This window comes from Sphingomonas sp. HDW15A, from assembly GCF_011301715.1.
Taxonomy (GTDB): Bacteria; Pseudomonadota; Alphaproteobacteria; order Sphingomonadales; family Sphingomonadaceae; genus Sphingomicrobium.
Genome location: NZ_CP049870.1, coordinates 2031274 through 2048082 on the forward strand (window position 1 = coordinate 2031274; position 16809 = coordinate 2048082).

Annotated in this window: 22 protein-coding genes and 1 tRNA gene; 14 read left to right on the top strand and 9 right to left on the bottom strand. The window is 64.3% G+C overall.

The window, feature by feature from the left end:
• Window positions 1–16 precede the first annotated feature (16 nt).
• From infA to G7076_RS10675, 8 genes are all read left to right on the top strand, one after another.
• The gene (infA, locus tag G7076_RS10640) at window positions 17–280 is read left to right on the top strand and encodes a translation initiation factor IF-1 (protein WP_166202678.1); all 264 of its coding nucleotides are present in this window, start codon (window positions 17–19) and stop codon (window positions 278–280) included.
• Between the two features lie 31 nt (window positions 281–311).
• Entirely contained in the window at window positions 312–884 is a 573-nt protein-coding gene (locus tag G7076_RS10645; RefSeq protein ID WP_166202680.1) for a nucleoside triphosphate pyrophosphatase, read from the top strand.
• Between the two features lie 4 nt (window positions 885–888).
• Window positions 889–1314, top strand: coding sequence for a hypothetical protein (locus G7076_RS10650; protein WP_206367535.1), 426 nt, complete (start codon window positions 889–891; stop codon window positions 1312–1314).
• The gene (locus tag G7076_RS10655; protein WP_166202684.1) at window positions 1242–1793 is read left to right on the top strand and encodes a ribonuclease E/G; all 552 of its coding nucleotides are present in this window, start codon (window positions 1242–1244) and stop codon (window positions 1791–1793) included. Before G7076_RS10650 ends, G7076_RS10655 begins: the two co-directional genes overlap by 73 nt.
• On the top strand, window positions 1777–1956 hold the full coding sequence (gene yacG / locus G7076_RS10660) for a DNA gyrase inhibitor YacG (protein ID WP_166202686.1): 180 nt from the start codon (window positions 1777–1779) through the stop codon (window positions 1954–1956). The genes G7076_RS10655 and yacG overlap by 17 nt, the downstream gene beginning before the upstream one ends.
• Before the next feature lie 41 nt (window positions 1957–1997).
• A tRNA-Phe gene (locus tag G7076_RS10665) sits at window positions 1998–2073 on the top strand.
• 95 nt (window positions 2074–2168) lie between these two features.
• The gene (locus G7076_RS10670; RefSeq protein ID WP_166202688.1) at window positions 2169–2603 is read left to right on the top strand and encodes a hypothetical protein; all 435 of its coding nucleotides are present in this window, start codon (window positions 2169–2171) and stop codon (window positions 2601–2603) included.
• Window positions 2604–2675: 72 nt separating this feature from the next.
• On the top strand, window positions 2676–2966 hold the full coding sequence (locus G7076_RS10675; RefSeq protein ID WP_166202690.1) for a hypothetical protein: 291 nt from the start codon (window positions 2676–2678) through the stop codon (window positions 2964–2966).
• A gap of 450 nt (window positions 2967–3416) precedes the next feature.
• Here the strand turns inward: G7076_RS10675 and glpK are convergent, their stop codons facing one another.
• Both glpK and G7076_RS10685 read right to left on the bottom strand, forming a co-directional pair.
• The gene (gene glpK, locus G7076_RS10680; RefSeq protein WP_166202692.1) at window positions 3417–4889 is read right to left on the bottom strand and encodes a glycerol kinase GlpK; all 1473 of its coding nucleotides are present in this window, start codon (window positions 4887–4889) and stop codon (window positions 3417–3419) included.
• Between the two features lie 14 nt (window positions 4890–4903).
• Complete coding sequence (locus G7076_RS10685; RefSeq protein ID WP_166202694.1) at window positions 4904–5407, bottom strand: hypothetical protein; 504 nt, start codon at window positions 5405–5407, stop codon at window positions 4904–4906.
• 79 nt (window positions 5408–5486) lie between these two features.
• Here G7076_RS10685 and nhaA point away from each other — a divergent pair, with 79 nt between their 5' ends.
• Window positions 5487–6767: a Na+/H+ antiporter NhaA gene (gene nhaA / locus G7076_RS10690; protein ID WP_166202696.1), complete on the top strand. Its 1281-nt coding sequence runs from the start codon at window positions 5487–5489 to the stop codon at window positions 6765–6767.
• Here nhaA and G7076_RS10695 read toward each other — a convergent pair.
• Genes G7076_RS10695 through sucC form a run of 3 tightly spaced genes read right to left on the bottom strand, consistent with a single transcriptional unit; the run spans window position 6764 to window position 9655 of the window.
• Window positions 6764–7693: an electron transfer flavoprotein subunit alpha/FixB family protein gene (locus tag G7076_RS10695; protein WP_166202698.1), complete on the bottom strand. Its 930-nt coding sequence runs from the start codon at window positions 7691–7693 to the stop codon at window positions 6764–6766. The genes nhaA and G7076_RS10695 overlap by 4 nt on opposite strands.
• Entirely contained in the window at window positions 7690–8439 is a 750-nt protein-coding gene (locus tag G7076_RS10700; protein WP_166202700.1) for an electron transfer flavoprotein subunit beta/FixA family protein, read from the bottom strand. Before G7076_RS10700 ends, G7076_RS10695 begins: the two co-directional genes overlap by 4 nt.
• A 16-nt stretch (window positions 8440–8455) precedes the next feature.
• Window positions 8456–9655 carry an ADP-forming succinate--CoA ligase subunit beta gene (gene sucC, locus G7076_RS10705; protein ID WP_166202702.1) on the bottom strand — a complete coding sequence of 400 codons (1200 nt, stop codon included), beginning with the start codon at window positions 9653–9655 and terminating at the stop codon, window positions 8456–8458.
• Window positions 9656–9769: 114 nt separating this feature from the next.
• On the opposite strand from sucC, the gene dinB reads away from it, so the two are divergent.
• From dinB to G7076_RS10725, 4 genes are all read left to right on the top strand, one after another.
• Window positions 9770–10804 carry a DNA polymerase IV gene (dinB, locus tag G7076_RS10710; RefSeq protein WP_166203593.1) on the top strand — a complete coding sequence of 345 codons (1035 nt, stop codon included), beginning with the start codon at window positions 9770–9772 and terminating at the stop codon, window positions 10802–10804.
• A 164-nt stretch (window positions 10805–10968) separates the two neighbouring features.
• Window positions 10969–11502: a CarD family transcriptional regulator gene (locus G7076_RS10715; protein ID WP_166202704.1), complete on the top strand. Its 534-nt coding sequence runs from the start codon at window positions 10969–10971 to the stop codon at window positions 11500–11502.
• Between the two features lie 114 nt (window positions 11503–11616).
• Window positions 11617–12339 (top strand): head GIN domain-containing protein, encoded by a 723-nt coding sequence (locus G7076_RS10720; protein ID WP_166202706.1) that lies wholly within the window; start codon window positions 11617–11619, stop codon window positions 12337–12339.
• A 42-nt stretch (window positions 12340–12381) separates the two neighbouring features.
• A complete protein-coding gene (locus tag G7076_RS10725) occupies window positions 12382–13095 on the top strand; it encodes a DUF2807 domain-containing protein (protein ID WP_166202708.1) in 714 nt (237 codons plus the stop codon).
• Here the strand turns inward: G7076_RS10725 and G7076_RS10730 are convergent.
• Together G7076_RS10730 and mgtE are read right to left on the bottom strand one after the other, a co-directional pair.
• Window positions 13092–13502 (bottom strand): DUF1489 family protein, encoded by a 411-nt coding sequence (locus G7076_RS10730; RefSeq protein ID WP_240913783.1) that lies wholly within the window; start codon window positions 13500–13502, stop codon window positions 13092–13094. The two genes, G7076_RS10725 and G7076_RS10730, sit on opposite strands and share 4 nt — an antisense overlap.
• 54 nt (window positions 13503–13556) lie before the next feature.
• Window positions 13557–14981, bottom strand: coding sequence for a magnesium transporter (mgtE, locus tag G7076_RS10735; RefSeq protein WP_166202710.1), 1425 nt, complete (start codon window positions 14979–14981; stop codon window positions 13557–13559).
• Window positions 14982–15088: 107 nt separating this feature from the next.
• Between mgtE and G7076_RS10740 the strand changes: the two genes are divergently transcribed.
• Window positions 15089–15538 carry a peptidylprolyl isomerase gene (locus G7076_RS10740; protein ID WP_166202712.1) on the top strand — a complete coding sequence of 150 codons (450 nt, stop codon included), beginning with the start codon at window positions 15089–15091 and terminating at the stop codon, window positions 15536–15538.
• On the opposite strand, the gene G7076_RS10745 is transcribed toward G7076_RS10740, so the two are convergent.
• Window positions 15535–16002, bottom strand: a complete 468-nt coding sequence (locus G7076_RS10745; protein WP_240913923.1) for a DUF418 domain-containing protein — start codon at window positions 16000–16002, stop codon at window positions 15535–15537. The two genes, G7076_RS10740 and G7076_RS10745, sit on opposite strands and share 4 nt — an antisense overlap.
• A complete protein-coding gene (locus G7076_RS12540) occupies window positions 15897–16766 on the bottom strand; it encodes a hypothetical protein (RefSeq protein WP_240913784.1) in 870 nt (289 codons plus the stop codon). The genes G7076_RS10745 and G7076_RS12540 overlap by 106 nt, the downstream gene beginning before the upstream one ends.
• Window positions 16767–16809: the final 43 nt, after the last annotated feature.

Genomic DNA, 16809 nt, shown 5'->3' on the forward strand with positions numbered 1-16809 from the left:
GCAACCAAGGATAAGAATGGCCAAGGAAGAACTTCTCGAGATGCGCGGACGGGTGGTGGAATTGCTGCCCAATGCGATGTTCCGCGTCGAGCTGGAGAATGGCCACGAAATCCTGGGCCACACGGCCGGAAAGATGCGCAAGAACAGAATCCGCGTCCTGACTGGGGACGAGGTGCTGGTCGAGCTGACGCCCTATGACCTAACCAAGGGCCGCATCACCTACCGCTTCATGCCGGGCCGTGGTGGTCCAGGCCAAGGCCCGGGCCCAAGCGCGGCCTGATCGCGCCGTTGACTGAACCGACACCCGACTGATGCGCCTAATCCTCGCCTCGGCGAGCCCGCGCCGCCTCGACCTGCTGGAGCGAATTGGAGTCGTCCCGGACTCGATCGATCCCGCCGACATCGACGAGAGCGTGCCGAAGGGGGAGCTTCCGCGCGTGCACGCCATCCGCCTCGCCGAGGAAAAGGCGTCGGCAGTGGAATCGCGGCATCCGGATTCGCTGGTGCTCGCAGCTGACACGGTCGTGGCCGTCGGCCGCCGGATCCTGCCAAAGGTCGAGGACGAAGCGACGCTGCGAAGGTGCATGGCGCTGCTCAGCGGCCGCCGCCACCGGGTAATGACCGGGGTGGCGCTGGCGATTCCCGGCGGCGGGATCCGCAGCCGGCTGGTCGAGACGACGATCGCGATGAAGCGGCTGTCGGCGGAGGAAATCGACTATTACGCCAGCCATGGCGAGTGGCGCGGCAAGGCCGGCGGCTATGCGCTGCAGGGCTATGGCGAAGTGTATGTCCGTCACATCGCCGGAAGCTATTCCAACGTCGTCGGCCTGCCGCTCGCCGAAACGCGGCTTCTGCTGAAAAGCGCGGGCTACGACATTGCCTGAGTGGGTGATCGAGTATGGTATCGGCGAGACCCGCGCCGCGCTGATCCAGAATGACGAAATCGTCGAGGCGCGGGTTCGGCGCGAGGGCGTGACACCTGCGGGAACGGTGCTCGAAGCGAAGTTGGTCGCGGTCGCACCGCGCGTCACGGTCGAGGCAAACGGCGAGCGCTTCTTGCTGCCACGCGGAATTAGCGGGGTCAGCGAAGGCGGTCGGCTGTTCGTGGAAGTGACCCGCGAGGCCCTGGGCGGAAGCGAGCCGTGGAAGCTGGGGCTTGCGCGGCGGGCCGACGAGACCCCCGCGAGGCGCCGCCGCTGGCTGATGGGCGGCCAGGCCGGATCGACGGTTGGGACGAGCTTATGGAGGAAGCGCGTGAGGGACATGTCCGCTTCGACGGCGGCGAGCTGCGCATCGAGCCGACGGCGGCGATGACGATGATCGACGTCGACGGCTGGCTGGTCCCCGACAAGCTCAGCCAGATGGCCGCTTGGGCTGCGGCGCGGGCAGTCCGCCGCCTCGACATCGGCGGGTCGGTGGGCATCGATTTCCCGACCTTGAGAGACAAAGGCGCGCGCGCCCAGATCGACGCCATCCTCGACGATTATCTGGAAAAGCCGTTCGAGCGAACGGCAATGAACGGCTTTGGCTTCGTGCAGGTCGTGCGGCCGCGCCGCCGGGCGTCGCTGATTGAACTGGCGGACGACCGCGCCGCCTTCGAGGCGCGTGCATTGTTGCGGCGGGCAAGCCGGGAGGTGGGGGCAATCCGCCTAGTCGGACATCCGGCGCTCATTGCCGTCCTCGAAGGAAGGCCGGGCTGGCTCGAGCGGCTTTCCCGAACTGTGGGCGGAAGCGTGACCTTGCGCGCCGAGCCTTCGCTCGCCATGTCCGCGGCCTATGCCGAAAAAGCCTAAAGACTGCCCGGTTTGCGGCAAGCCGCCGAGCGCCGCAAATCAACCGTTCTGCAGCCGCGGATGCAAGGATCGCGACCTTCTGAAGTGGCTCGGCGACGGCTATCGCATCCCCGGCCCGCCAGCCGCGACGGACGGGCTGGACAGCGACGGGCACGGAAGCTAGACGCCCGCAACGCCCTTCCGGCCGACCGGCCGAAGACGTGGGCCCAGGTAGCTCAGTTGGTAGAGCATGCGACTGAAAATCGCAGTGTCGGCGGTTCGATCCCGTCCCTGGGCACCATTGCAAATTCGAAATGTCCGGGGGACATTTCGGAAAGTTGCGATCCCGTAGCGCAGCGAAGGGCCGCACAGCCAGTCCGGGGGACTGGCGAGCCGATGATCCTGAAAAAATGGACAAACATGATCCTGCGGTTAGCGGCATTCACGCTTCTTACTGCTGCTCCATTTCCCCTGTTGGTGGGCGCTATGTTCGGCGATCCGATTCGGGGATTTCGCTTCTTGCTGGGTATGCTTGCTCTCGTGAGCGCAGGCTTCCTTCTAGCCACGCCGTTCATTCTGGCATTGCGGGTTCTGAAACGTCGGGGGCTTCTCTACTTCTTGAGCGTAGGCACCGTCATCGGCGCGGTCGTGGGCAGTTCCTTTGCCTACCTTGTGCGGGACTTTCCGGGCTTTCTCTTTGGCTCAACCGCCATGTGGTTTTTCGCCGCCGTCGGCGCGACCAACGGATTCTGGGGCGGCGGCGCGTGGTTCCTCGTTTTCGAAAGTCGCGGGAGTTTGTCCGCTGACCGTACGCGTGAGGTAGAGAGCTAATGTCTGCAATGGGTCGACAGGTGACATGACATGTTAGGGGTTGGGAAAGCCCGGCCCGCTATCGCGCTGAGAATGAAAGTAGAAAAGCGTTATCGAAAGCATACGCCCCTTGGCCCAAAGGTAGCCGGAGTTGTTCGCGTCACATTTTGTGTCGCCCTGACCGGTTATTCTCTCATCCGGCTGATTGAAGGACTGAGAACTGGACAGGTTGAAGTCCCGATACGAGCAGCGCACTGGGTGGTAACTTCAGCCACGCCAGTTTGGTTCGTTGTGGTGCTTCTCATTCACGGCCTATTTGCGATGGTACTTGCTGCGGCGAGCTATGGTTTTGGCAAGAAGCTGCTGGAGGATTTGCGAACTTAGGTGGGATCACAACCGATGTCTTAATGTCAGCAATGGGTCGAAAGCGGACATGGCAGGTTGTCGAAACCTTCCATCAGCGAACGGTGCTCAACCGATCAAATCGCACCGACCTACTTCTTTGAGCGCACGTTGCTTCTGGGCTCAGAGCCAGGTCCGTAGTGAACAATTTTGGCGCGGCTCATGTCGACACATCCCAAGAAGAGATTGCGCTTATGGATCTCCCCAGCCGTCGCGCGACCGAGCCGAAGGTCTTCCCTATCCTTATCCCGAAGCGCCTGCTTCATCGCGGCGTGCTTCTCCGGATCAAACTTGTCGTGTTGGGACTTCGGTTTGTTCGCCATGAGACGAGATTATCGCACAGCTCCCTTGAACTCTAGTCACTGGCGGCACCCGAACGGTCATTAGCAAACTCAGGGCTCGCGAATGGCAGCAATGGGTCGAAAGCTGACTCTACACTTGTCCTAGACGTTGTACCGCGGCGACGGCCCTGTCCCACTCAGCGATGCGCCTTGAACGCGCCTGCTCCGGCATCCCGGGATCGAAGCGCCTTAGAGGGCTTCCCATGGCGTCGGCGGCTTCGCGCAAGCTGCCGTAAAGGCCGCATCCGGCAGCAGCGAGCATCGCCGCGCCGAGAGCGGTGCTTTCGACATTGGCCGGGCGTTCGACCGGCAGTGCGAGCAGATCGGCAAGGTCCTGTGCAAGAAAGTCGTTGGCCGCCATTCCGCCATCGATCCGAAGTCTCGACCATATGGCGCCGTCGGAGGCAAAGGCGCGCTGGAGCTCCGCCCCCTGATTCGCAACGCCTTCCAGAGCGGCACGCACGATGTGCGCCTTGCCGGTGCCGAGCGTAAGCCCGAGGATCGCGGCGCGGGCATCCGGCTGCCAATGCGGCGCGCCGAGACCGGCGAAGGCGGGGACAAACCGAACACCTTCACTGCCCGGAACGGACGTGGCCAGCGCGGCAGTCTCGGCCGATCGGGCGATCAGGCCGAGCGAATCGCGCAGCCACGACACGACTTGGCCGGCGACGAACAATGAGCCTTCGAGGGCGTAGGCGCGCTTGCCGTCGATCTGCCACGCGACCGTCGACAGCAGCCGGTTGGCCGAGCAGGGAGGCACAGTGCCGCAATGCGTAAGGATGAAGGCGCCCGTGCCGAAGGTCGCCTTGGTATCGCCCGGCGCAAGGCAGTCCTGGCCGATGGCGGCGGCCTGCTGGTCCCCGGCGATCCCGCAAATCGGAATTTGACGCCCGAACAAGGCGGGATCGGTTGCCGCGAGCGTGCCGGCGCTGTCGACGATTTCCGGAAGTGCGCCGCGCGGCACGCCGAACAGGTCGCACAGCCCCTCGTCCCAGCCGCCCTTGAGATCCATCAACAGGGTGCGCGAGGCGTTGGTCGCGTCGGTGAGATGGAGCCCGCCGGTCAGCTTGAAGACCAGCCAGCTGTCGATCGTGCCGATGGCGAGGCGGTCGCCAGCGGCGCGAAGCTGCGGCCAATGATCCAATGCCCAGGCAATCTTCGTAGCGCTGAAATAAGGATCGAGCAGAAGACCGGTCTTCTGCTGGATGGCTGGTTCATGACCAGCCTCGCGAAGGCCGGCGCACAGATCGGCGGTTCGCCGATCCTGCCAGACGATGGCCGGCGCTAGGGGCTCGCCCGTCTTGCGGTCCCAGAAGACGATGGTCTCGCGCTGGTTGCTGATGCCGATGGTGCGGATGCTGTCGGGCGAAGCAGAGGCGGCCGTCCGCGCGGCCTTCAGCGACAGCCGCCAGATTTCGTCCGCGTCGTGCTCGACCCAGGCCGGTCGGGGCCAGCTGGCGCTGAGCTCGTGCTGCGCCGCCGGACCGCACTGCCCCTCGCTGCCGACGAGCATCGCCCGCGTGCTCGTCGTGCCTTCGTCGATGACCAGGATCGCGTCGTCCAACTGTGCGTCAGCCGTCAGTTGCCCGAAACGCCGATGCCGACACGGACCTTGCGTTCCCGGCGGCGCCGCTCTTCCTTCGCCTTGGCCAGGCGATAGGCTTCGTAATCCTCGTCGTCGGTCAGTCCGAGGCCCTCGCGCCAGTCCCCGCCGTTGGCGGCAAGGAGGGCGGTCTTGGCGGCGGCGATGGCGATCGCACTGATCGGGACGGCGCCCTGCCCCGAGCAAATCGGACCGTGCGGCGGGCATGCTTCCTTGGGCGCAAGCTTCTGTTCGGGCCGCGGATTGGCATTGGCCGCGCGGTCGGCGCCGAGCACGCCGGGATCGATCCGATAACGGTCCTTCTGATTGCGCACGGCGCAGACGGTAATCTCGTCCGGATTGACCATCGTGCAGGGATCGATGGCGACCGGAGCCGCCAGTGGCGGTTCATCCGGGGAAGCGACCGAGGCGGGCTGGGCGCGGAGCGGGGCGGCGAGCAATGTGCCTGCCGAACAGGCGAGGAGCACAAACTTGACCATATGCCGAAGGCTACGCCCGAATGCGAAACCCGGCAATGGCGGGGTCGACCGGATTGGCCAGAAAGGATAGCAGGCGGCGATGGCGACCGACCTGGCAAAACAGCGCGCAATGGAACGCGCCGCGGGGCTGATGCTGATTGCGGCCGCGGGGCTTGCGCTGGTTATCGCCAATTCCCCATTCTTCGACACCTACCATCACCTGCTGGAGACCAAGATCGGGCCGGTGATGCCGCGCTTCGGCCAGATGTCGGTCCACTACTGGATCGCCGACGGGTTGATGGCGATCTTCTTCCTGCTCGTCGGGCTGGAGGTGAAGCGCGAATGGTATGACGGCGCGCTCGCGACCCCGGCGCAGCGGCGGCTGCCGATCATCGCGGCCATCGCCGGAATGGCGGTTCCGGCCCTCGTCTACCTGGGTGTGTCGGGTGGCGACCCGGCGCTGGTCAATGGCTGGGCGATCCCGGCGGCGACCGACATCGCCTTTGCGATCGGAGTACTCGCGCTTCTCGGCCCGCACGCTCCAGCTTCGATCAAGCTGCTGCTGGTCGCAATCGCCATCGTCGACGACATCGGCGCGGTGCTGGTCATCGCTATTTTCTACACCGGCGACCTCAATGTCATGGCGCTGGGCGGGGCGCTGGCGTTGACGGCGGGCATGGCGGCGATGGGCCAATTCGGAGTTCGCAAGCTGTGGCCGTATATGATCGGCTTCGCGATCTTGTGGTGGCTGGTGCTGGCGAGCGGCGTTCACGCCACCATCGCCGGCGTGCTCGCGGCGCTGACCGTGCCGCTTGCGAAAGGCGAAGGTCGCTCGCCGCTGAAAGTGCTGGAACACCGGATTCACCCGTGGGTGATGTTCGGCATCGTGCCGCTGTTCGGCTTCGCTTCAGCCGGCGTGCACCTGACCGGCGGGACGCAAACGCTGTTGCAGCCCCTTCCTCTGGCCGTTGCGCTGGGCCTGTTCATAGGCAAGCAGCTAGGCATTTTCGGGGCCGTCTGGCTCGCGGTGCGCGCCGGGCTGGCGAGCCGGCCCGTGGGCGCGAGCTGGCCGCAAATCTATGGCGCTGCGATATTGTGCGGGATCGGCTTTACGATGAGCCTGTTCATCGGTGCTCTGGCTTTCCCCGGCAATGCCGAGCTGATCGACCAAGCCAAGCTTGGCACGCTTGCAGGTTCCATCGCAGCAGCATTTGCCGGCTTCGCGGTCCTGCGCCTGACGTCCGCGGCCGAGCGAGACATCGCAGACGAGGAAGAGGCGGCTGAAATTTTCGGCGCCGACCAGCGCGATGGCGCGGATTCACTGCTCGCCGATGAGGTCGACGCAACTATCCGCGCCTTCTCCGACGACAAGGGCGCCTAAAGCTTCTCGGTCAGCTCCGGGACAATCTTGAACAGGTCGCCGACCAGTCCGACGTCCGCCACCTGGAAGATCGGCGCTTCCTCATCCTTGTTGATGGCGATGATGACCTTCGAATCCTTCATGCCGGCAAGGTGCTGGATGGCGCCGGAGATACCGATCGCGACATAGACTTCCGGTGCGACGATTTTGCCGGTCTGCCCGACCTGGTAGTCGTTCGGGGCATAGCCCGCATCGACCGCTGCACGCGACGCGCCAACCGCAGCGCCAAGCTTGTCGGCGAGCGGGTCGAGCAGCTTGTGGAAATCCTCGCTGGAGCCGAAAGCGCGGCCCCCCGAAACGATGACCTTGGCGCTGGTTAGCTCCGGCCGTTCCGACTTCGACAGCTCGGCGCCGACGAAGCTCGACTTGCCCGTTGCGCTTCCGGCGTCGACAGCCTCGACCGTGCCATTGCCGCCGTCGGCAGCAGCCTTTTGGAACGCCGTACCGCGAACGGTGATGACCTTTTTCGAATCCTTCGTCTTGACCGTGGCAATGGCATTGCCGGCGTAGATCGGACGGGTGAACGTGTCCTCGCCCTCGACCGACAGGATGTCCGAAATCTGCATGACGTCGAGCAGGGCAGCGACGCGCGGCGCGATGTTCTTGCCGTAGGTGGTGGCCGGGGCGAGCAACGCATCGTGATCGGCCATCAGCGCGGCGGCGACCGGCGCGACATCTTCGGCCAACTGATGCGCGAGGTGGGCGCCGTCGGCGACATGGACCTTGCCGACTCCGGCGATTTTGGCAGCCGCTTCGGCGACCGTCCCGACGCCGGAACCGGCGACGAGCAAATGGACTTCGCCAAGCTTCGAGGCGGCGGTGACGGTTGCGAGGGTCGCGTCCTTGATGGACGAGCCGTCATGTTCGACGAGAACGAGCGTCTTCATTTGGCAACTCCCAGCGCCTTGAGTTTGTCGACCAGTTCATCGACCGAGCCGACCTTGACGCCGGCCTGGCGCTTCGACGGTTCGGTAACCTTCAGCGTCTCAAGGCGCGGCTTGACGTCAACGCCGAAATCGCCGGGCGACTTGGTGGCGAGCGGCTTCGACTTGGCCTTCATGATGTTCGGGAGCGAGGCGTAGCGCGGCTCATTGAGGCGAAGATCGGTGGTGACGATTGCCGGAGTGGCGAGCTTCACTGTCTCGAGGCCGCCGTCGATTTCGCGGGTGACGCTGACGTCGCTTCCGGAGAGCTCGACCTTCGAGGCGAAGGTGCCTTGCGGCCAACCGAGCAGGGCGCCGAGCATTTGGCCGGTCTGGTTCGAATCGTCGTCGATCGCCTGCTTGCCCATGATGACGAGGCCGGGCTGTTCCTCATCGACGATCCCTTTCAGGATTTTGGCGACGGCGAGCGGTTCGACCTCTTCCTCGGTCTGGACGAGGATCGCGCGGTCGGCGCCCATGGCGAGCGCTGTGCGAAGCGTCTCCTGCGCCTTGGCCGGGCCGATCGACACGGCGACGATTTCGGTCGCTGCGCCCTTTTCCTTGAGGCGGATCGCCTCCTCGACCGCGATCTCGTCGAACGGGTTCATCGACATCTTGACGTTGGCGAGGTCGACGCCCGAGCCATCCATCTTGACCCGCGGCTTGACGTTGTAATCGATGACTCGCTTGACGGCGACGAGCAGCTTCATGGGGTTCTCCTAAGCCTCAGGCGGCTTTCCTGACCTCTTCGACGATCTTCTTGGCGGCATCGCCAAGGTCGTCGGCAGCGACGATCTTCAGGCCGGACTCGGACAGGATTTTCTTGCCGAGCTCGACATTGGTGCCTTCCAGCCGGACGACCAAAGGGTCTTCCAGCTTCACTTCACGGGCCGCGGCGACGATGCCTTCGGCGATCGTGTCGCAGCGCATGATCCCGCCGAAGATGTTGACGAGAATGCCTTTCACCGCCGGGTCCGAAAGAATGATTTTGAACGCCGCGGTGACCTTTTCCTTGGAGGCGCCGCCGCCGACGTCGAGGAAGTTGGCAGGCTCGCCGCCCGAAAGCTTGATGATGTCCATCGTCGCCATGGCGAGGCCGGCGCCATTGACCATGCAGCCGATGTCGCCATCGAGCTTGATGTAGGCGAGGTCGTATTTCGAGGCCTCGATTTCGTGCGCGTCTTCCTCGGTGAGGTCGCGAAGCTCGGCCAAGTCCTTGTGGCGGAACATGGCGTTGGAGTCGAAGCCGACCTTGGCATCGAGAACCATCAGCTTGCCGCCATCGGTGATCGCTAGCGGGTTGATCTCGATCTGCGAGGCATCAGTGCCAATGAAGGCGTCGTAAAGCTTGGCGAGGACGAAGGCGGCCTGCTTGGCGAGATCGCCGGAAAGGTCGAGTGCGGCGGCAACTGAGCGGCCGTGGTGCGGCATCAGCCCGGTCGCCGGGTCGATGGTGATCGTCGCGATCTTTTCAGGCGTGTCGTGGGCGACATCCTCGATGTTCATTCCGCCCTCGGTCGAGGCGACGACGGCGATTCGGCCGCTTTCGCGGTCGACCAGCAGTGCCAGGTAGAACTCCTTTTCGATGTCGACGCCGTCGGTGATGTAGAGCCGCTGAACCTGCTTCCCGTCCGGCCCGGTCTGCACCGTGACGAGGGTCTTTCCGAGCATCTCTTCCGAATGGGCGCGCACTTCGTCGATCGAATGGGCGAGGCGAACGCCGCCTTTCGAGTCGGGCCCCAGCTCCTTGAACTTGCCCTTCCCGCGCCCGCCGGCGTGGATCTGCGACTTGACCACCCACAACGGACCGGGGAGCTTGCCGGCCGCGGCAACTGCCTCGTCAACGCTCATCGCAGCGAAGCCGGCCGGCACCGGAACGCCGAATTTCGCGAGCAAATCCTTGGCCTGATATTCGTGGATATTCATGTCGGTCCTTCGGGGGAGCGGGTTTGCGCGCCCTTAAGCATGACTTGAAGCCCGTGCCAAGCTAGGCGATCGGCTGTGAGCGATGCGACGCCCCGCAAGATCATCCACGTCGACATGGACGCCTTCTACGCGTCGGTCGAACAGCGCGACGATCCGGCCCTCCGCGGCAAACCCGTCGCGGTCGGGGGCGGCCACCGCGGAGTCGTAGCGGCGGCGAGCTACGAAGCGCGAAAGTATGGCGTCCGCTCGGCCATGCCGTCGGTCACCGCGAAACGGCGCTGCCCCGATCTGGTGTTCGTGAAACCCCGCTTCGACGTCTACAAGGCGGTAAGCTGGCAGGTTCGCGAAATCTTCGCCGATTACACCGACCTGGTCGAGCCCTTGAGCCTGGACGAGGCCTATCTCGACGTCAGCGAGGACCGCAAGGGGCTGGGCAGCGCAAGGGCCATCGCCGAGGAAATCCGAGCGCGAATCAATGCCGAGACCGGCCTCACCGCAAGCGCTGGCGTCAGCTATTGCAAGTTCATCGCCAAGCTGGCGAGCGACCAGAACAAGCCCGACGGGCTGTGCGTCATTCCGCCGGGAAAAGGCCCGGCGTTTGTCGCTACCCTGCCCGTCGCCCGCTTCCATGGCGTCGGACCCAAAACCGCCACGAAGATGGAGCGCCTTGGTATCCACACCGGCGCCGATCTCGCCGCATGGAGCCTACTCGAACTCGAGGCGCATTTCGGAAGCAGCGGGCGATGGTATTACCAGATCGCGCGCGGGATCGACGAACGCGAGGTCAGGCCAGACCGGCCGTACAAATCGGTCAGCGCAGAGCGGACGTTCGACACGGATTACAGCGATGAGGCGGACCTGCGCCGCGAAGTGCGGCGGGTGGCCGGACTGGCGTGGCAGCGAATTGCTCGCGCCCAGGTTGCCGGACGAACCGTGACCTTGAAGGTCAAATATGCCGATTTCACATTGGTCACGCGGTCGAAAAGCTACACCCGCCCGGTGCCCGACGAAGAAGCTTTCACGGCGGCCGGCGAGGAGCTGCTCGCCGGGCTGCTGCCGGTACGGAAAGGCGTGCGATTGATCGGAATGAGCCTTCATGCGTTGATGTCGGAAGAGGAAGGCCCGAAGCAGCTGGGACTGGAGATTTAGTCACAAACATGTTATAGAATCGCACGTGAGGGCCGGTGCTGGGATGCAGCGGCCCGAAATGTGCAGGTTTTCCGATCAGGATGGGGAACTCGGCCGCATGCCAACTGGGGGGCGTCCGGCGTCGAAAGAGTTCATTGCCCGTCCGGCTTTAGAAAGGTGAATTGATGGCAGCGAAGGCATTGAGCTTCGATGTGGGCGATTACGTGGTGTACCCCAAGCATGGAGTCGGCCGTGTCGTCGAACTCCAGAGCACCGAGATCGCCGGCACCGCGCTGGACCTCTACGTGCTGCGGTTCGAGAAGGAAAAGATGACCCTTCGGGTTCCCGTCGCAAAGGCGGATTCGGTCGGCATGCGCAAGCTGTCGAGCGACAAGGCGATGAAGGACGCGCTCGAAACGCTGAAGGGCAAGCCCAAGGTCAAGCGCACCATGTGGTCGCGCCGCGCGCAGGAATATGAAGCGAAGATCAACTCCGGCGAGCTGACCCTGATCGCCGAAGTCGTCCGCGACCTGTTCCGCCCCGACGACGCGCCCGAGCAGAGCTACTCCGAACGGCAGATCTTCGAAGCCGCTTCTTCGCGCCTGGCGCGCGAACTCGCCGCGATGGAGAAGACCGACGAGAAGGCGGCGCTGGCCAAGCTTCTCGAGATTCTGAACAAGGCCGCTGTCATTCATCACAAGAAGACAGAAGACGCCTAAGACTTAGGCTGACGTGGTGTCACGCGAAGGGCGCTCCGAAAGGGGCGCCCTTTTCGTTTGCGCAGACCCGCGCCTTGGTGTATTAGTTCGGCAACACGCTTCGAGGAGGATTGAATGACCCGTATTGCCATCCTGTCCGTCACGACCGCCTTGGCGCTTGCCGGCTGCCACGTCGGAGGAAAGACCGAGACCCGCGACGCCGGACCGGAAACCAGCCGCAACTACCCGGTCGGCCAGTTCGACCGCATTTCCGTCGCCGGCCCCTATGACGTCGCGGTTACGACTAGCGGCGATACGCAGGTGGCGGCCAGCGGCGGCGCCAATCTTCTTGATGAAACGGACGTGCTGGTGGAGAACGGCGAGCTCGTCATTCGTCCCAAGAAGCACAAGGGTGTCCGGTTCAACTGGAACCGCGGCAAGGCGCGCTTCGCGGTCAACGTCGTGGCCCTTCGCGGCGCATCTATCGCCGGCTCCGGGGACGTTTCGGTGGACAAGGTCGATGGCGACTTTGCCGGCGAGGTGGCGGGATCCGGATCGATCGGCGTGGCAGCGTTCAGCGGCGGCAAGACCGCCGTGGAGATCGCCGGATCGGGCGCGTTTACCGGCTCCGGCAAGGTCGATGCCCTGGAAGTCGACATCGCCGGCTCGGGTGATGTCAACCTTGCCGGGCTGACCGCCAGGACCGCCGACATCTCGATCGCCGGATCCGGCAACGTACGGGCCAATGCCACCGAGACGGCGGATGTCAGCATCATGGGCTCCGGCGACGTCGAGCTCGGCGGCGGCGCCAAGTGCAACATTAGCAAGGCCGGCAGCGGCAACGTCCGCTGCAACTGATCGTAAGACGTTCTTAACCATGTCGCGGCGAGAGTGGCGGCCATGAACCGCATCATTCTCGCCGCACTGGCATCTGCCGCAATGACCGCCGTCCCGGCGTCGGCCGCCGAACGCAATTTCGGGGTCAGCGGTTTCGACCGGGTCCGTGTCGACGGAGGCTACCGGGTGACGCTGACGACCGGGGTGGCGCCCTATGCCAAGGCGATCGGAAGCGGCCGCGCGATCGATAAGCTGTCGCTCCGGGTCGAAGGGCGTACGCTGGTCATCAAGGTCAATAATTCTTCGGGATGGGGCGGCTACCCGGGCGAAGGGGACGGGCCTGTCGAAGTTCGGGTCGGTACGCACGAGCTAAGCGCGGCAACGGTCAACGGCGGCGGAGCGATGACCATCAACCGTGTCGAAGGCCTGAAGTTCGATGCCGCAGCGCAGGGCGCGGGATCGATTGCGATCGACGATGTCGAGGTCGATCAGTTCAACCTCTCCCTCGCCGGCACGGCCAGCGCGCGGCTTGCCGGAAAAGCGGGCCGGGCGACCTTAATGGTCCGCGGCATTTCCTCGCTGGATGCCGAGCAATTCACCGTCAAGGACGCTGTCATCGGCGCCGAGGGCCCGGCGGTGGTCAAGGTCGCCGCCACCGACACTGCGAAGGTCAATGCCGTCGGGGTTGGCACCGTTACCCTTGGCGGCAACCCGGCCTGCACGCTTTCCGTCCAGGGGTCGGCCACGGTCAGCGGATGCAAGAGCCAGGCGCGCTAAACCAGCGAGAGACTTCTAAGCTTGCCGTAAAGCGCCGGCGGAAGCTCGCCGATGCCGCTGTCGTCCGGCGCAGCTTCCTCATCCATCTCGAAATAGCGCCAGCCCTGATGCGCGCGCCTGGGAACTGGCGAGAGGATGACCAGCTCGCTGTCGCAGACGATGTCGATCCGCCCGTCTTTGCGGTCGTCGAGGCGAAGGATCTGCTGGCGGGCGACGATGCGGTGCTTGATGATCCAGTGAAGCGACCCGCCAATCAATTCGTTCGCCCGTTTCGGCCGCATCCGCGTTGGAACGCGCACCTCGCCACCCTGCGTCACCCGCCGGGCGACGCGTTTCTTGAGCGCGTCGATGCTCGCACAGGCGACGGCGACCTTGGTGAGATGAAGCGGCACAGTCTTCCCATACACCCTTACCCCAAAGGGAGGGGTTTCAGGACTAACTGGCCAAGCAGCCTTCGGGTTTCAAGTTCCCAATCCGACCCAGGTGGCAAGGCCGAGGAACACCAGGAAGCCCATCGAATCGGTGACCATGGTGACGAACACGCTGCTTGCTACGGCCGGGTCGGCGCCGGCACGTTCGAGCCCCAGCGGGACAAGCACGCCAGCAAGGCCGGCAATGACGATGTTGGTCAGCATTGCCGCTGCGATGACCGCGCCGAGTCCGGCGCTGCCGAGAAAGACGGTCACCCCGACGCCGATGAGCAAGGCAATCGTCAGGCCGTTCATGACCGCCACCCGGATCTCGCGCCACACGGAGCGCCAATGGTTCGACCCCGTGAGCTGGTTGGTGGCGATGGCACGGACGGTAACGGCGAGCGTCTGCGTGCCGGCATTGCCGCCGACACCGGCGACGATCGGCATCAGCGCCGCAAGAACCGCCATCCGTTCGATCGATTCCTCGAAGCGGCTGATGATGGCAGCAGCGACCAGTGCGGTGAGAAGATTTGCCGCCAGCCAGCGGACCCGATCCTTGTAGGTGTCGACGATCGGCTCGTTGATGTCGCCATCGCCCGCGCCTGAGAGGAGCAGTGCGTCCTCGCTCGCTTCTTCCTCGACGATGTGAACGATGTCGTCGACGGTGATCATGCCGACCAGCCGGCCGTTGGGGTCGACCACCGCGGCGGAGATCAACGCATATTTCTGGAATTTCAGCGCGACCTCTTCCTGGTCCATGTCGACAGGGATGAGGGTCTGCTTCTCCGTCATGACCTCGCTGATCCGCACGGAACGCGGCGAACGGAGTATCGACGACAATTTGCAGGTGCCGACGGGGTGGTGGTCGGGCGAGACGACGAACACTTCCCAGAAATCCGTCGCCAGATCCTTTGACGAGCGGAGGTAATCGATCACAGCGCCGACCGTCCAATGCTCCGGCACGGCGATGAGGTCGCGCTGCATGAGGCGACCTGCCGTCTCCTCGCCGTAGCTTAGCGCTTCCTCGACCGCCGCGCGGTCGTCAGGCTCCATCGCCGAGAGCACGGCGCGCTGCTCGGCAAAGTCGAGATCCTCGATAAGCGCGACGGCGTCGTCGGTATCGAGCTCACCGGCCAGCTCGGCGAGCTTTGCCGGCTCCATTTCCTCGAGAAGCGTCTCGCGGACGTGCTCGTTAAGCTCGGCATAGACGTCGGCATCGACGATGTCGGCTAGCGCGGCGACCAGGCCTTCGCGCTCGTCGGAGCGGGCCAGTTCGATAAGGTCGGCAACGTCGGCGGGATGCAGCGGCTCGACCAGCGCCTTGGCGGTCTCATTGTCGCCGGCCGCGACGGCATCGAGAACGCGACCGACAAAGTCATGGTGAAGCCGGTCTTCCTCGTCCTTGATCGGGTCGATGGGAGGCTCGGCAGTGGCGGTGAGGGATTGGGCGGCGATGTTCTCGCTGTCGACCATTTGCCTTCCCCTTACGCCAGAGCGCGCCCCTCCTATGGCCCGGATTGCTCTGGCGCAAGCGGGGCGAGCCGCCTACATGGCCGCCAACTTCCCCAGGAGACATTGGCATGGCCGACACACTGACTCTCACCCTTTCGACTGGCGGCGACGTCGTCATCAAGCTTCGCCCCGACCTCGCCCCGGGCCATGTCGAGCGCATCGCCGGACTCGCCAAGGACGGTTTTTACGACGGGGTCGTCTTTCACCGGGTGATCCCGGGCTTCATGGCCCAGGGCGGCGACCCGACGGGCACCGGAATGGGCGGCAGCGACCTCCCCGACCTAAAGGCCGAGTTCAATAGCGCCCCGCACGTTCGCGGCACCTGCTCGATGGCCCGAGCCGCCAGTCCGGACAGCGCCAACAGCCAGTTCTTTATCTGCTTCGATGACGCCCGCTTCCTCGATCGCCAGTATACGGTGTGGGGTGAGGTCGAGAGTGGCATGGAATATGTCGATGCCCTGCCGACGGGCGAGCCGGTTCCCCAACCGGGCCGGATCGAAAAGGCGACAGTCGCCTAAACCAGCTCGCGAATCATGGGCTGGCGCTTGCCGTAGGTGAGCGAGCGCCAGACCCATTCGACTGGGCCGAAGCGATAATGTGCAAGCCACCGGCGGCTGTAGGTCACCTGAAAAGCAAAAAGCGCCAGCGCGAACGGATAGATGAAGACCAGGCCGAACTTCCCGGTCAGGGCCAGCCCCCAACCGTAGAATATCAGGCTCTGAAGGATGGTCTGCATCAGATAGTTGGTCAGCGCCATCCGCCCTGCGGGCGCGGCCCATTCCAGCAGGCGTTGGCGGCCATTGGCCCATAACAGGGCGGCACCAGCCGCATAGCCGAGCGCCAATGTGGGCGTCGAAAGACAGTACAGCGCTTCGGCTAAGACGAGGGTCGCGGGAGTTTCCGGCGCGCCCAGGTCGACAGCGGCCCGGGCGAAGGCCAGCGGAAGGCCAGCGCCAAGACCGATCGTCGCGACCCTCCGCAGGAACGCCCGATGCGCGGCGGGATCGGCGTAGATGGCGCGACGCCCGACCCACAGGCCGACAAGGAACATCGCCAGCACCTTTGAGAAGCGCATCTGGTAGACAAGGTCGCCAATGCGAAAGAGCACCTCGGGGGATGAACCGCGAGTTGCTCCAGATAATTATGGTCGCGATAATATGGCAACGGGGCGGAGTTGGGGTCTATTCCGACCGATGCGAGCGCGCGCATGCCCGCCTGGTAAACCGGTTTGGACGGATCAATTCCGCCGAGGTGGATCATGATCGACCAGGCGACCGGCAGCATCCAGAGCGCGACCGCCCATGCCAGGAGCGCTCGGTCAGACGCCTTGCGAAACAGCAGCAGGACCATGCCCATAAGCGCGTAGAGAGCGACGATGTCGCCGATCCACAGTAACAGCAGGTGGGCAAGGCCGATCGCGAACAGGACGAGGAGCCGCCGGCTGTAACGGCCCACGCCTTCCCCGCGTGCTTCGAGACGGCCGAGTTGGATGGCAAAGCCGATTCCGAACAGGAGCGAAAAGATCGAGTAGAACTTGCCCATGAAGAGCCATTCCATCGTCACTTCCGCAACATCGTCGAAGGCCGAGGCGATGGCCGCGGCACGCCCGGCCTCATCGTTCATTCCAAAACCGATGAAGGCCGCCATGTTGACGATCAGAATTCCCAACAAGGCCAGTCCGCGCAGGCCATCGAGGAAATGCGAGCGGGCCTGGGGATCGACCGGAGCGCCGGCGCTCGAAACCATTGCCAATTCCCCCTTTGCCCGGCACCGGAATATGCCAAGACGC

What these genes read in the sequence shown, in the direction of transcription:
- G7076_RS10700 (WP_166202700.1), bottom strand. Translation starts at nt 8,439, where the DNA reads ATGAAGCTGCTCGTCGCCGTCAAGCGAGTCATCGATTACAACGTCAAG.
- G7076_RS12540 (WP_240913784.1), bottom strand. Translation starts at nt 16,766, where the DNA reads ATGGTTTCGAGCGCCGGCGCTCCGGTCGATCCCCAGGCCCGCTCGCAT.
- sucC (WP_166202702.1), bottom strand. Translation starts at nt 9,655, where the DNA reads ATGAATATCCACGAATATCAGGCCAAGGATTTGCTCGCGAAATTCGGC.
- G7076_RS10670 (WP_166202688.1), top strand. Translation starts at nt 2,169, where the DNA reads ATGATCCTGAAAAAATGGACAAACATGATCCTGCGGTTAGCGGCATTC.
- G7076_RS10740 (WP_166202712.1), top strand. Translation starts at nt 15,089, where the DNA reads ATGGCCGACACACTGACTCTCACCCTTTCGACTGGCGGCGACGTCGTC.
- G7076_RS10725 (WP_166202708.1), top strand. Translation starts at nt 12,382, where the DNA reads ATGAACCGCATCATTCTCGCCGCACTGGCATCTGCCGCAATGACCGCC.
- mgtE (WP_166202710.1), bottom strand. Translation starts at nt 14,981, where the DNA reads ATGGTCGACAGCGAGAACATCGCCGCCCAATCCCTCACCGCCACTGCC.
- G7076_RS10675 (WP_166202690.1), top strand. Translation starts at nt 2,676, where the DNA reads ATGAAAGTAGAAAAGCGTTATCGAAAGCATACGCCCCTTGGCCCAAAG.
- G7076_RS10645 (WP_166202680.1), top strand. Translation starts at nt 312, where the DNA reads ATGCGCCTAATCCTCGCCTCGGCGAGCCCGCGCCGCCTCGACCTGCTG.
- G7076_RS10685 (WP_166202694.1), bottom strand. Translation starts at nt 5,407, where the DNA reads ATGGTCAAGTTTGTGCTCCTCGCCTGTTCGGCAGGCACATTGCTCGCC.
- G7076_RS10720 (WP_166202706.1), top strand. Translation starts at nt 11,617, where the DNA reads ATGACCCGTATTGCCATCCTGTCCGTCACGACCGCCTTGGCGCTTGCC.
- nhaA (WP_166202696.1), top strand. Translation starts at nt 5,487, where the DNA reads ATGGCGACCGACCTGGCAAAACAGCGCGCAATGGAACGCGCCGCGGGG.
- dinB (WP_166203593.1), top strand. Translation starts at nt 9,770, where the DNA reads ATGGACGCCTTCTACGCGTCGGTCGAACAGCGCGACGATCCGGCCCTC.
- yacG (WP_166202686.1), top strand. Translation starts at nt 1,777, where the DNA reads ATGCCGAAAAAGCCTAAAGACTGCCCGGTTTGCGGCAAGCCGCCGAGC.
- G7076_RS10655 (WP_166202684.1), top strand. Translation starts at nt 1,242, where the DNA reads ATGGAGGAAGCGCGTGAGGGACATGTCCGCTTCGACGGCGGCGAGCTG.
- G7076_RS10695 (WP_166202698.1), bottom strand. Translation starts at nt 7,693, where the DNA reads ATGAAGACGCTCGTTCTCGTCGAACATGACGGCTCGTCCATCAAGGAC.
- G7076_RS10715 (WP_166202704.1), top strand. Translation starts at nt 10,969, where the DNA reads ATGGCAGCGAAGGCATTGAGCTTCGATGTGGGCGATTACGTGGTGTAC.
- infA (WP_166202678.1), top strand. Translation starts at nt 17, where the DNA reads ATGGCCAAGGAAGAACTTCTCGAGATGCGCGGACGGGTGGTGGAATTG.